This is a genomic window from Rummeliibacillus sp. BSL5 (assembly GCF_052928305.1).
Genome location: NZ_JAVGCV010000004.1, coordinates 19369 through 33047 on the forward strand (window position 1 = coordinate 19369; position 13679 = coordinate 33047).

The following is a 13679-nucleotide window of genomic DNA, read 5'->3' on the forward strand; positions in this document are numbered from 1 at the left end:
GCCATGATACAATAAGAGAAGTGAGGCTTTTTTGGACATGCCAGATACTTAACAAAAGAAAGATTTCCACATTGAAAGATTGGTTAAAATTTGATAGGCTAGGGTAGTTTTTACTGGTAGGCTTAGTATAAATGACCAACTCAAATCGGTAACACAAGTATCAATGGTGGAAAAAGAAAGAAAAGCGCCCATTGATTGAAGCTTCACTATATTTTTTTGTATCAAATCTACTACTATAGGTGACTATCATGAATTCAAAAAGAAATTTTTCCGATCGTTTTGACTGGACGCTCGCTTTTATATTGATATTATTTTGTATTGTCAGCGTGATGGCAATCTCCTCTGCCCAAATGTCAGGCCAATATATCACTAACTTTGTGCCAAAGCAGCTTTTTTGGTATTTTGTCGGCGCTTGTATTGTCGCAGTCATGATGTACTTTGACCCAGACCAATACAAAAAGATGGCTTGGTATTTATATGGAGCCGGTATCCTCGTATTGATTGTCTTAATGGTAGCACCAGGGGGCGTTGGACAAATCGCTGAACCGCGAAACGGAGCGAAAAGCTGGTTCCATTTAGGTTTTGCAGATATCCAGCCATCCGAGTTTATGAAAACCTTCTATATCCTTGCACTAGCCAGGACCGTCAGCAAACACCATGACTCGCATCCCTTAAAGACTTTTAAAACAGATATGATTTTACTAGGGAAAATCTTCTTAGTTCTATTGGTGCCACTTGGTCTCATTATGAAACAGCCTGACCTTGGTACATCGCTTGTATTTTTGGCTATCACAAGCGCTGTTATCATCGTAGCCGGCATTCCGTGGAAAATCATACTACCTGTTGCCTCTATAGCAGCAGTTGTCGGTGGTTCACTCTTGTGGATGGCCATTAATATGCAGGACTTCTTAATCCACAAACTAAAATTTGACCCATACCAACTAGCACGTATCTATTCTTGGCTAGATCCTTACTCGTATTCATCCGGCGATGGTTACCATTTAATTGCATCGTTGAATGCGATTGGTTCTGGGGAAATCTTCGGTAAAGGGTTCAAGCATAAAGAAGTATATGTACCAGAGAATCATACCGATTTTATTTTTAGTGTCATCGGTGAAGAGTTTGGCTTTATCGGAGCAAGTGTTGTCATTTGCTTGTTCTTCTTCCTAATCTTCCACCTAACAAAACTCACACTACGAATGAAAGATCCGTTTTGTACGTATGTGTGTGCAGGCATTATTGCTATGATTACATTCCATGTCTTTGAAAATATCGGCATGACAACACAGGTACTGCCTATTACAGGGATACCTCTTCCATTCATTAGTTATGGAGGGAGTGCTATGATGGGGAATGCTTTAGCATTAGGTTTGGTCTTCAGCATGAAATTCCACCATCGCACATATATGTTTGGCAATCATGATGACGATGATGACTTTTAACTAAAAAAACGCCTAGAGAGCATCTAAAAGCTCTTTAGGCGTTTTTATGTATAATAAAACGCTATCGGTTGTTTGCGTTCGGTATACATGCATTTTGGACCGAAGCGTTTTAAAAAACTCCGACTAGTAATGGGGCCGAAGTTTGGGATGTCTCTTAAGTTAGCTTTGCGTTTGGGGAGATGATTTTGGTGGTGCTAATGCTTTTAATAATTCTAAGCGAGATTTTGTAGTAGTCGCCTTTACGCCAAGTTTTGATAAATTTGAAATAATTTTTGTGATATCTACATCTCTTGACATTCTTTCCACCTCTTCTTTTTACTTATATTCATTGACGAAGCTGTTTTTAAAAAGTTGCTTCTCCACTTTAAATTAACCAAATAAGCTTCTATATATTCATTTCTATAATACCATTTTTAAACCCTTTAAATTTTTCAATATTGTTACATAATTAATGATTTTTTTATAGGATACCTTCCCAACTTAGATACCCATCTCTATATGTATTATAATTATTCCCCTCTTAACTGTCTCTAAAACACATCTAGAAGAAAAAAGCTGTCTTAAATGGAGACAGCTTTTATCCCTCCCTTTATATCATTCCTTTTAACTCCTGCAGTTCAAAATACTGCCCATTTGCCCGCAAGGCATAGCTAAATGAAATCTCCGTTTGGTAAGACTCACCATTAAATACGCTTGTGGCCACATATTTATTCATTTCAAGCGACTGGGCTTTAATATCCGTATGGCCAAGATACTCTAAGGCATTTTTCACTTTGAATTCCCGTGCAGATTCCATTTCAACTAATACTGGCTCCTTTAAGTCTAAAATGCCTTCTGATCCGTCATTTGTTTTCATTTTTGCTACTACTGTGATATCCATTACTCTATTCCTCCTTAAATCTTCCTATTCTTATGATGTCTATTCCCGAAAGGAAAGGCCTCATAAACAATGAATTTAATTTGCAAATAGCACTTAACTGATAAATTTTCTTACTTCTCATGGCTAGGCTTAGCATTCATCCGTTGTTCACCTTATACTAGAAATTATAGGTGAAACGTTTCACTATTTATTCAATCTAATGGTTGGGTGATGAATCGAATGTCTTTAAAGAAAGTTGGGTTAACATGAAAAAATCGCTCTTCTTACTGATGTCTGTTCAGTTTTTTGTGTATTTTGGATTCGGCTTGATCATACCTGTCTTGCCTGAAGTAGTAGTAAATCAAGGCTTTGCCAAAATGCATGTTGGCGGACTTTTAACCATTTATTCACTTGCAAGCTTTTTTACCGCTCCCTTATGGGGGATGCTAAGCGACAAGATGGGACGAAAAAAACTAATTTTAATTGGTTTGCTTGGATTTAGTACAAGCTTTATATTAATTGCATTATTTATGAAATCGTTAACCATGCTTTATATTTCCCGAATTATAGGCGGTTTATTCTCAGGCGCTCTTTATACGGCCGTTACTGGTTTTATTGGCGATATGTCGACTGAAGAAAACCGCAACAAATATATGGGCTTTATGGGCATGTCTATTGGTCTTGGATTTATCTTTGGACCGGCTTTGGGCGGGTTGCTTGGACAGATTAGTTTAAGCACGCCATTCACTGTATCTAGCATCCTTCTCATCCTGTTACTTATTTACGCAAGCATTGTATTGCGTGAACCTGTTCGACAAGGTGAGGCTACAAAAAGAGCAATTATACCAAAAGGGACCTCTATGCTTTTTCAATATCGCGTGAGATATTTATTTATTTTCTCGTTTATTGTGACATTCCTGCTAGCAGGCGTTGAATCGACACTTCAATTATTCCAAATAGAAAAAATCCAAATTACTCCTGCTCAGTTAGGGTCACTCTTTTTGTTCAGTGGCTTTGTTGATTTCTTAATACAAGGCGGTCTTGTCCGCCACATCAAAGATGGAACAGAAACCAAATGGCTTATGGGTGCACAAGTCGTCACAGCAATCGGCTTATTGTTATTCCCGTTCACCAAGAGTCTTGCATTCGCAGGATTCGCGCTTTGTGTATTTACTGCTGGTAATGCTTTAGCTAGAACCTTGAATACGTCTCTCTCCTCTAAAGAATCGGGCGGGAAATATGGCACTGCTGCTGGTCTTTCTTATTCCATGGACAATATGGGAAGGATTATTGGCCCATTATTCTTCACATGGGTTTTAACAAAAGAAGCAAATTTCGTTTACGATATAGCCGGCGTGCTCGCACTAGTAAGTATACTCGTACTCCTTGTTTATCGTTCAAGCAAGAAAACATTGCGGGAACAAAAACAAAGTTAGTACATCAAGCCTTCAATCATTTGGTTGAAGGCTTTTATGCCAACAAAAAAAGCTGCTCTCCCCTATAAAGAGAAGGCAGCTTAATATCATTAAATTTCAGCTAAATCTTGTTGTTCTTTTGAATTGTAAACGTCTTTGTCTAGCTCACCAGTGATACGTGCTGTTGTTACACCAGCTACCATAGAGTCATTTACATTTAATGCTGTACGCCCCATGTCAATCAATGGTTCTACTGAAATTAAAACACCAGCTAATGCAACAGGCAAGTTCATAGCAGACAATACGATGATTGCTGCGAATGTTGCACCACCGCCGACACCAGCCACACCGAATGAACTAATGGCAACTACAAAGATTAGTGTAAGGATAAATCCAGGATCTAATGGATTAATTCCTGCACTAGGTGCAATCATGATGGCAAGCATCGCAGGATAAACACCAGCACAGCCATTTTGGCCAATAGAGATACCGAATGAACCCGCAAAGTTGGCAATCCCTTCAGAAACACCTAAACGTTTTGTTTGTGTTTGAATATTGAGGGGTAATGTACCAGCACTAGAGCGTGAACTAAAAGCAAACACTAATGTAGGCAATACCTTTTTGATATAAGTCACAGGACTCATACCTGTTAAAGTAATGATGATCATATGGATAATAAACATCACTGCTAACGCAACATACGAAGCGATAACAAATTTACCCATATTGTATATAGCACCAAAGTCAGATGTAGCAATAGTCGATGTCATAATTGCTAAAATCCCGAAAGGAGTTAAACGCAAGACAATTTTTACGACTTGCATGATAAGTGAATAGATTGTATCTATACCTGTTTTAATCATGTCAGCTGTTTTCTCATCTTTACGTCTTACAGCTAAATAGCCGAAGCCTAAGAATGCTGCAAAAATAACTACTGCAATCGTTGAAGAAGAACGAGCGCCTGTTAAATCTAAAAATGGATTAGCAGGAAGCAGATCAATGATTTGTTGTGGCATTGACTTATCGCCAAGGTCTTCTGATTTTTGAACAATTTCTGTCCCACGCGCTTGTTCCGCATCACCTTGTACAAGCTGTGTTGCATCAAGATGGAAACCAAGTGCTGAAGCTATTCCGACTGAAGCGGCGATAGCTGTAGTTCCAACTAATATAAATAAAATTAGAGCAGCAATTTTACCGAAGTTTTTACCAGCAACTACTTTTGTAAATGCTGAAATGATTGAAATAAATACTAATGGCATAGCGACCATTTGTAACAGTTTCACATAGCCTGTTCCGACAATGCTAAACCAGTCAACTGTTTTTACGACAACATCTGTCGTTGGACCATAAACAAAGTGCAAGAATAGCCCAAATACGATACCTATTCCTAAACCTGTAAATACACGTTTAGAAAATGAGACATGCTTTTTATTCATATAAATAAGCAAGCCAATCAGCAATAGCAGGACTATCACGTTTATTATTATTAAAAAGGTATTCAACCCTTCACAACCCCATTCTATAAAAATTGTATTCTTAGATTAAAACAAGAAAACCTATTAGTCAAGTAGGTTTACTCAAACTTTTTAAAACATCTTAATCTCCTGTTAAATAAAATGAAAATTGAATTTAACCGTTTCGAAACAGGAAAGTAATGTTTGTTTCTTTATCCAGTTGAATTCGGTATTATATAGGCTATACTAAAGAGAAGTACACGGAAGAAGGTGACTACTAAATGGATACAGCGAATTTAACTTCCCTAATTGTTTCCATTATTTTAGTATCCAACATCCTGCTAGCAGCTATTATCATTTTTTTAGAAAGAAAAGAGCCTACGTCAACTTGGGCGTGGATTCTTGTTCTTTTCTTTTTGCCTGTCGCTGGATTTATCCTTTATATATTATTGGGCAGGCAGCTCCGCAAGAAACATCTTTTCAGATGGGAAGGACGCAAGAAAATTGGGATTGATCAATTAATTGAATATCAAATGGAAGCGATCCAAGATAATACATTTGAGTTTCGTCTTGATGACGCAGCGCACTTCAAAGAGTTGATTTTTATGAATTTAACGACCAACCATGCGGTTTTGACGCAAGACAATGCTGTCACAATTTTTAATGATGGTGAGGAGAAATTCAAGGCATTGCTTGAAGACATAGAATCTGCAAAACATCATATTCATATTCAATATTATATTTTTCGCGTTGATCGGCTAGGCACCAAAATTGTAAAGGAGCTTACCAAGAAAGCGAAGCAAGGCGTGCATGTAAGGTTACTGTATGATGAAATGGGCTCTAGAGGTGTGCATGTAAAGCATTTCCAAGAACTTATCGATGCAGGCGGTGAGGTTGAGGTATTTTTCCCTTCCATCTTACCACTGATTAATCCGCGCATGAATTATCGGAATCACCGTAAGCTTGTAATTATTGATGGGCGCGTTGGTTATATCGGTGGTTTTAATGTGGGTGATGAATATCTTGGTTTAAAGAAGAAGTTTGGTTATTGGCGAGATACACATCTGCGACTTGAAGGTAGTTCTGTACATCCTATGCAAACAAGATTCCTTTTGGATTGGAATCAAGCCTCCAACACAAAAGATATTCAATATGCGGATCACTACTTCCCTGCTATTACGCGTAAAGGAGAAGTCAGTATTCAAATTGTTTCAAGCGGTCCCGACTCTGAATGGGAACAAATTAAGAATGCCTACCTTAAATTAATCGGCATGGCCCAAAAGTACATTTACATCCAAACACCCTATTTCATTCCGGATGACAGCTTTATGGATGCCGTCCGAATTGCTTGTTTATCAGGTATAGATGTCCGGATTATGATCCCTAACAAACCAGACCATATGTTTGTGTACTGGGCAACTTACTCCTATGTCGGACAGCTATTGAAAGCCGGAGCCAGAATATATATTTATGAAAATGGATTCTTGCACACTAAGATGATTGTGATTGATGATGAAGCATCGACAGTAGGAACAGCCAATATAGATTTCCGTAGCTTTAAGCTAAACTTTGAAGTAAATGCCTTTATCTATCACCGCGAGACATCTCATAAGCTTGCGGAGCTATTCGAAAAAGACATGCTACTTTCTACAGAGCTTACACAAGAGTTATACGATAACCGTTCACGGACTATTAAGATGAAAGAATCAATTTCACGATTATTATCTCCAATATTATAAAATGATAATCAGGATTTACGGGATACTCCCTATAGAAAAAGCTTAAAGCAAGTAACTTGCTTTAAGCTTTTTCTTTTACTATTTATTTAATACCAAGATATTCTTCTAAGGTCTCATTCTTTTTATAAATTTCTTTCGCAGCCTTCGGACCTACATAACGGAAATGCCATGATTCATGCATATAACCTGTAACAGTTTCTTTACCTTTTGGATAACGCATAATAAAACCATATTTATGTGCATTTTTTGCAAGCCATTTGCCTGCTTCTGTTTTACCGAATGCATTATCTGCATAGGCTGCTTCATTTCCTACTTCACCAATATCGAATGCTAAACCCGTTTGATGCTCTGAATAACCCGGTCGAGCACTATACCGATCGGCTGCTTTCTTACCATCGCGCTTAACATACGCATTATATAGCTCTACTTGACGATCATATGACCGATAAGTGCTGAATGCATCAAAATGAAAGCCATCCAATGAAGCTGCAGCATTTAGCTTATTAAATGCATCTCTAGCCTCCGGATTCTCTCCTGGCGCATAGCTTGCAGGCAAAGGATATTGCTTACTTGCGACCAAAAACCCTTGCATATACGTGGCTTTTTTAGGCAATTTCTTGCCAATGATATAGCCCCCTGCATCTACTTTCTCGTCTGTGATTTTAGTCTTTTTCTTTTCTGTTGCTGGATCATGAGATACTTCCTTTTGAACAGGTTTGTCAGATGGCTCTTGTTTTATATCATTGCATCCTGCTAATATACTGCCGGCAAGCGCCGCCATCGACAGGAATGCAAATGAAGATTTCTTAACATGTTTTTTAATCACTGCTTACACCTCTTATATTTAAAACTGCTGACTACATCATTTTAAAAAAGAATCAGCGCTAATACAACAAGCGTAGCGATTCCAAAAAATATAGCCGTCCCTTTCATCCACTTCGCTTCTTTTGTATACCCTTGCCTTGCCATATCCTTTGCACGGAAGGAGTTTGTAATCGTAAACATCAATGAAATGAAAAGAACTGCCAAATCAAAGTTTTGACGAATAATAAAAATAACAGCCAAAATACTTGTAAGCGCTACAAGTACACCTGTTAGTGCTTTCGAACTCAATATGTTGCCTCCCTTAACCAATTAAAAATCGAGGCAAAATTCGCCTCGATTTAGAAGTTTATACTGCATTCAAAAGTAGCAAGATCCATATCACAAAAGATAGAGCTTCTACCTGAAAATGCTTTGAATCGTTCACGAACACTCAAGTCGATGATTATAACTCTTGCATCGTTACTTTATTTTTTTGATTTTTTCTTTGCTGATTTCGCAGCCTGCTTTTCTGCAGGAGTCAATTTTCTATCCGAATCAGGGACAGCGGTTTTTTCAACTGCTTTCTCTGGATGTTGAGAGTAAAATTTACGTCCAAGATATGTTTGGAAAATCAATAAAGCACCACTGACAGACCAATATAAAGGAAGTGCAGCCATACTAGAGTACGAGATGAACATGATCATAATTGGAGAAATGTACATCATAATCTTCATCTGTGCTTTTTGTTGCTCAGGCACTGTCCATAATGAAACTTGTGCTTGTACAAAGTAAACAGCACCAGCAATAAGTGTCATAACAATATCTGGGTCTCCAAGCTTAAACCATAAAAAATGGTGCGCTTGTACTTCAGACGAATAACGAATGGAGTAGTATAAGCCCATAATAATCGGCATTTGGATAATGACAGGTAAACAGCCCATATTCAACGGGTTTACATTGTACTTTTTGTACAATCCCATCATTTCTTGTTGTAAAGCCATTTGTTCTTCTTTTGACTTGGTGGCTTTTAATTTTTTTTGGATCTCGTCCATTTCGGGTTTCAATTGATCCATTTTTTCTTTCATGCCTTGCTGATTTTTATAGTTCTTCAACATGAAAGGCATTAGTATAAAACGGATTAACACAGTAATTATGATAATCGCTGCGCCATAGTTCCCATTAAAAAGGGAGTTCCCAATAAAGTCTAGCAAGAAATCCATCGGTTTTACAAATGTACTATAGAAAAAGCCTTCTTTATTTTGCACTGAACTACAGCCAGCTAGCAAAAATGGAGCAAGACCGACCATTGAAACTAACCAAAGTTTCTTCTTCAATATATTCACCTACAATTTCTCAAGCTATAGTGAAGTATACATTATATAGAGGATACTAATCAAATCAAAATTGTGTTTATTCAATATATATGTAACGATTTCAAATTATAATAGTCTTTCTGGTAATTTATAACGGTAATATTCTTCTTCAGGCTTGTCTCTAAAATGCTTCGGTGTACAACCAACATATTTTTTAAAAATACGTGTGTAATAGCTTTGATTGCAAAAATGGAATTGATCTGATATTTCAGATATGCTTTTGTTCGTATGCCTTAGATAATATTGAGATTCTTCCACTCTTCGAACATTTAAATACTCTACTAAAGTAATGCCAACATGCTCTTTAAAAATACGTGATAAATGGCTTGTGCTAATTGAAAAATACATGGCGATGTCTTCGACTGAAAAGTCCGATTCGACTTCATCATCTATGTACATAATGACTTTATTTACTGTTTGGTGTCTATAGGATGGTTGTTTTCTTTCTGAGATGACATAGATATAAAATTCTATTAAATCATCCGCAAATTGCAGGAATTCTGCATCTTTCATCTGTTTATCGATCATTTGTATACATGCTGTGTTAAACGCAAACACTTTCTTTGATGGTGCTTGGTTTTCAAGTAATTTTCTTGTGACAACAGATGATAAAATGACAAAGTAATGCCTTACTGAACGGATGAAGTCTTTCCCAGCTCGTATAGCTAAAATATCTATTAGTTGGCGCAGTGATGCCCTTGCCTCATTTAACTCTAATTGGTAAATCTGCCTTAAAAGTTGTGCTTCTATTTCAAAAAACTCTTCTATGCCTTCGTAGTTTTCTATAATTTCAATTTCTTCAAAGTACTTTTTCGAGATTGTTTCTGAAATGGAATATTGTTTTTGCAGCATAAACTCCCCATCTTTCTATAAAATTACACAGTATTTTATCACGTTAATCTTACTATATAACGAAAATGGTAATATGAAAATAGTTTTATTACCCAATCTTAAAGAAAATTTGAGTAAATTGGTTCTTTTAAAAATTGGGTACTAGTTCTTATAAAAAATACATTTAAGGAAATTAGCCAAATTATAGCTATATTGGTGCAAGAGTCCCCCTTTGGGTGTTGTAGTTAAAAGAATTAAAAGTTCTGCCCTATTCATTACTATTTTTTATCTCGTTTTAATCGACTATAAATATACCGTTCTTATTTCTCCAATATAAGCAGTGTAAAAACCAACAATTTTTCGCGAAGGAGTATTTTCAAAAATAGAATTGTGTCATAATATGTGAAGAGAATAATTATAACAGTGCTTAATCATCCTATGTTTTATAGGGAGTACTGTATTATGATGAATGCAAAGAAACGAGGTAGGTATTCATGGATCCAAAGTCTATCGAGGAATTGATAGAAGTTATAAAGGAATTTTTCCCTGACAACACATCAATAGTTATTTCAGATACAGAAAAATATATCTATTATCAACCAAGCAAAAAGATTGATTTGAAAATTAAGCCGGGCGATGACATTCCTGAGGGCTCTGCTACTCGCAAGGCACTAAGCTACGGTCAAAAAATTAATTCTTTTATCGAATCAGACGTATTTGGCGTACCTTACTATGGCATGAGTATCCCTTTAATGGAAGAAGGGGAGACAAAAGGTGCAATTACAGCTATTTTCCCACAAAAACCTTCTCCTTTTTTAACTAATTACATTACCATTAAAGTTGATGATTGCTGGTATCCTGTCAAACATGAAAATGTGATCTACTTAGAAACACAGCTACGTAAAACATACGTTAAATCAATCCAAAAAGAAGGATACCATCGATTAAACTTAAGCGATTTGGAATTGTTCTTATCTCCTGATACTTTTATACGTTGCCATCGCTCTTATATTGTTAACATTGATTATATCGAAGAAATTCAACCCGATTCGCATTCCACTTTCTTATTAATAATGAAAGACGGAACTCGGATACCTGTGAGTCAGCGCTATGCTAGCTACTTCCGCCGGTCTTTAGGATTCTAAAAACACATAAAAAAGAGTTGTCACAAAGACAACTCTTTTTTTATTTATTTATTTTCTTCAGGAGGCTTAACGCCGTTTAATTTATCATCTTGTTCAGCATTTTCATAGTTGATGCTTGTCATTGTTGAACCTTCATATGTCATTTTGCTATCTTCTTCATCATACGTAAGTTCTGGATCTGTATGTCCATCACCAGTAGTTGTTCTTACAGCATCTTCTTTTACATCTGGGGAAGAAGAGAAGTTTTTGTCTACAAACTCATTTACTTTATCCTTTGTTGAGTTGAAGGCCTCCATTGCTTTGTCGCGGTTTTCTTTCTTACGGAAATAAGCGTACGCTCCTGCCGCTAATCCTGCTAGTAATAATGATTTACTTTTTCCCATGTTCATCATTTCCTCCCGTTATATCAATTTGTTCTAGGATAACTATACCCTTTTTTAAAAATCCTACACCTTTTCAATCATAATTTTTGAATGGCTTCTCCCCACATCATCTGCAACCATTGAAAAAACTATACATATTTCTTCTAAACTGACAGGCAAAAAACATACGCACTTTCCCTAACAGTTAAAGAGCCCTATCTGTTTGGATTGTGATAGGGCCTCCCATTAGTTAACAAGCGTTTGATTTTCTGTTTTCGGTTTGCGGACAAAGCAAATGATTGCTGCAATATAATAAGCGAAAGAAGTAAAGGAAATAATGCCCGCAAAGATAGCAGCCACGATAAAGAGCCACCCTGCCATATTGGCTTTTTTGTTCTTTGCTTTATATGCTTGAATACACGCTACAATTCCTAATACCAAGCTAATGACAAAGCAGATAATGAAAAACCAACCGAATGGTCCAAAACCATCGGTGAACGCTACTACCGTATCTGCAAAACTTTGTGGATCAATATCCTGTAGATTCGGATTATTAGCATAGTTTTTCTCCATCTCCGTTACAAGTTCATTCTGGAATTGCTCGTTGACTGAAACACTTGACATTGAGACGACGAGTAAGCCCACAAAAGAGATGGCAATCAAATTAAAGAGCGATCCAATAATGCCGAAAACTAATTCTCCTGTTCTTTTCATGTATACACCTCATATTTAGTTTCATTGACACTCAAGTAAGAAGAAAGCTTCTCACTAAGTGAAGTCTCACTTCATAGTAGTATACGTATCCAATTATGGAAAAGATTCATGTATGTTTAACTTTCCACGACGAAAAAGCCAATTTGCAGATAGTATCTACCCGCAAATCGGCTAATCAGTTATCGTATTCTTTTATGCTTTAATATCATCATACTTATCGGTTGAGCTGAAGGCCTTCAGTACGAATGAGCAAACAGCCTCGATTTTATAATCTTTCTCACGTGCATATTCTGCAGCACGATCCAGCAGCTTAACTGCCAAACCCTGTCCGCGCAAAGATGGATCTACAAATGTATGGTCAACTACCATAATATCTCCAAGCTGCGTCCATGTTAGCTCTGCTAACACTTGACCGTCTTCTTTATATTCAAATGCATATCCTTCACTTCCACGGTTGTTTAATTGGAAATCCATGAATAACACCCCCTGTAATAAATAGTGTAGCACACTCTTTCTATTACCCTTTGCTATTTTGCCCAAATCATACATCTCTCGTCCAATGGGGGGAATGTTCGACCAACAACCATTTTCTAACCAAATAGGCCGCTGATACCATCAATGATTTTTTTAAAGAAATTTTTAACACTTGCCCAGAATCCTGTGTCATTTTTTATATCATCATTGATTTTAGACAATTTATCTTTTATATTACCGCTTAAATCATTTAATTGAGATGACCATTTGCCAAAATTGATATCGAGATTACTAATTTTGTTCATCAAGTCGATTAGCAATTGACGGTCTTTATCGCTTAAACTGATTTCTAATTTTTTCAGTTGTTCATCGACAATTTTAGCTACATCTTCTTTTGTAGCTGGTTTTTGCTCTGCAATTTGCTTTTTGATTTCTGTTAATAATTCTCCAACCTTTTTATCGTCCACATTGGAATTTTGGGCAATATCCGTTGCTACAGAAAGTTCTTGGTTGGCTACATCTGTCCGTTCAGGATCTAATTTTTTACCTGTTGTAACTTCATACGCTTTGTAGATTCCAGCCAAAGCAGAGTGGCCTGTTACCTTTTTAGGTGCCGCTACTTCAACTGTTGCGTCTTCGATACCTGCAGTCAACATTGCGTTAGAATACATATCAGAAGTGACTTCAGTGATATTTTCTGGTGTTACAATATTAATAACTAGTCCGCTGCCCTCATTTTTAGGCGTAATTTTTGCAGAAGAATATAGGCGTGCACTTGCATTCCCATTTTCAATATATTTAGCAATATCCGCACCGGTAATTGTAATTTCTTTTATACCGGAATTGCCGGAAACCCCTAAACTACTCTTTACGCTCGCTTTTTCACTATCTGAAAGGCTCCCGCCATAAACGACAATAGGATCCCCTAATTTTTCATTGACAACTTCACCCGATGAATCTGTTGTACTTGTGCTGGCATAACTTTTAATCGGTGTTGCGATAGCAGTAGTCAAACAGAATGCTGCCAAAACAGCTACAAGTTGTTTTTTCATTATTGTTCCTCCTCC

15 protein-coding genes are annotated in these 13679 nt (G+C 36.9%); 4 read left to right on the forward strand and 11 right to left on the reverse strand.

What is annotated here, in order from left to right:
• Positions 1-248 precede the first annotated feature (248 nt).
• Positions 249-1442: a rod shape-determining protein RodA gene (rodA, locus tag RCJ93_RS12905; RefSeq protein ID WP_147197125.1), complete on the forward strand. Its 1194-nt coding sequence runs from the start codon at positions 249-251 to the stop codon at positions 1440-1442.
• Between the two features lie 159 nt (positions 1443-1601).
• Here rodA and RCJ93_RS12910 read toward each other — a convergent pair whose 3' ends face one another.
• Both RCJ93_RS12910 and RCJ93_RS12915 read right to left on the reverse strand, forming a co-directional pair.
• On the reverse strand, positions 1602-1739 hold the full coding sequence (locus RCJ93_RS12910; RefSeq protein ID WP_173668485.1) for an Lmo0850 family protein: 138 nt from the start codon (positions 1737-1739) through the stop codon (positions 1602-1604).
• A 292-nt stretch (positions 1740-2031) separates the two neighbouring features.
• A complete protein-coding gene (locus RCJ93_RS12915; protein WP_147197123.1) occupies positions 2032-2322 on the reverse strand; it encodes a hypothetical protein in 291 nt (96 codons plus the stop codon).
• Between the two features lie 245 nt (positions 2323-2567).
• Between RCJ93_RS12915 and RCJ93_RS12920 the strand changes: the two genes are divergently transcribed.
• Positions 2568-3737 carry an MFS transporter gene (locus RCJ93_RS12920; RefSeq protein WP_446739224.1) on the forward strand — a complete coding sequence of 390 codons (1170 nt, stop codon included), beginning with the start codon at positions 2568-2570 and terminating at the stop codon, positions 3735-3737.
• 89 nt (positions 3738-3826) lie between these two features.
• Here RCJ93_RS12920 and RCJ93_RS12925 read toward each other — a convergent pair whose 3' ends face one another.
• Positions 3827-5218, reverse strand: coding sequence for an L-cystine transporter (locus tag RCJ93_RS12925; protein ID WP_066790298.1), 1392 nt, complete (start codon positions 5216-5218; stop codon positions 3827-3829).
• Positions 5219-5451: 233 nt separating this feature from the next.
• Between RCJ93_RS12925 and cls the strand changes: the two genes are divergently transcribed.
• Entirely contained in the window at positions 5452-6909 is a 1458-nt protein-coding gene (cls, locus tag RCJ93_RS12930; protein ID WP_446739225.1) for a cardiolipin synthase, read from the forward strand.
• An 82-nt stretch (positions 6910-6991) separates the two neighbouring features.
• Here cls and RCJ93_RS12935 read toward each other — a convergent pair whose 3' ends face one another.
• From RCJ93_RS12935 to RCJ93_RS12950, 4 genes are all read right to left on the reverse strand, one after another.
• The gene (locus RCJ93_RS12935; RefSeq protein WP_446739226.1) at positions 6992-7735 is read right to left on the reverse strand and encodes a M15 family metallopeptidase; all 744 of its coding nucleotides are present in this window, start codon (positions 7733-7735) and stop codon (positions 6992-6994) included.
• 41 nt (positions 7736-7776) lie between these two features.
• On the reverse strand, positions 7777-8022 hold the full coding sequence (locus RCJ93_RS12940) for a hypothetical protein (RefSeq protein WP_066790302.1): 246 nt from the start codon (positions 8020-8022) through the stop codon (positions 7777-7779).
• A gap of 176 nt (positions 8023-8198) precedes the next feature.
• Positions 8199-9047 carry a membrane protein insertase YidC gene (yidC, locus tag RCJ93_RS12945; protein ID WP_066790304.1) on the reverse strand — a complete coding sequence of 283 codons (849 nt, stop codon included), beginning with the start codon at positions 9045-9047 and terminating at the stop codon, positions 8199-8201.
• 105 nt (positions 9048-9152) lie between these two features.
• Positions 9153-9938, reverse strand: coding sequence for a helix-turn-helix transcriptional regulator (locus tag RCJ93_RS12950; protein WP_066790306.1), 786 nt, complete (start codon positions 9936-9938; stop codon positions 9153-9155).
• A 473-nt stretch (positions 9939-10411) separates the two neighbouring features.
• Here RCJ93_RS12950 and RCJ93_RS12955 point away from each other — a divergent pair, with 473 nt between their 5' ends.
• On the forward strand, positions 10412-11062 hold the full coding sequence (locus RCJ93_RS12955) for a LytTR family DNA-binding domain-containing protein (protein ID WP_066790308.1): 651 nt from the start codon (positions 10412-10414) through the stop codon (positions 11060-11062).
• A gap of 44 nt (positions 11063-11106) precedes the next feature.
• Here RCJ93_RS12955 and RCJ93_RS12960 read toward each other — a convergent pair whose 3' ends face one another.
• The 4 genes from RCJ93_RS12960 to RCJ93_RS12975 form a co-directional block, all read right to left on the reverse strand.
• Positions 11107-11445: a hypothetical protein gene (locus tag RCJ93_RS12960; protein WP_223823624.1), complete on the reverse strand. Its 339-nt coding sequence runs from the start codon at positions 11443-11445 to the stop codon at positions 11107-11109.
• 225 nt (positions 11446-11670) lie between these two features.
• Positions 11671-12138 carry a DUF4064 domain-containing protein gene (locus RCJ93_RS12965; RefSeq protein ID WP_446739227.1) on the reverse strand — a complete coding sequence of 156 codons (468 nt, stop codon included), beginning with the start codon at positions 12136-12138 and terminating at the stop codon, positions 11671-11673.
• A 192-nt stretch (positions 12139-12330) separates the two neighbouring features.
• Positions 12331-12612 (reverse strand): GNAT family N-acetyltransferase, encoded by a 282-nt coding sequence (locus RCJ93_RS12970; RefSeq protein ID WP_147197106.1) that lies wholly within the window; start codon positions 12610-12612, stop codon positions 12331-12333.
• 116 nt (positions 12613-12728) lie between these two features.
• Positions 12729-13664: a DUF1002 domain-containing protein gene (locus tag RCJ93_RS12975; RefSeq protein ID WP_066790317.1), complete on the reverse strand. Its 936-nt coding sequence runs from the start codon at positions 13662-13664 to the stop codon at positions 12729-12731.
• Between the last annotated feature and the right edge of the window lie 15 nt (positions 13665-13679).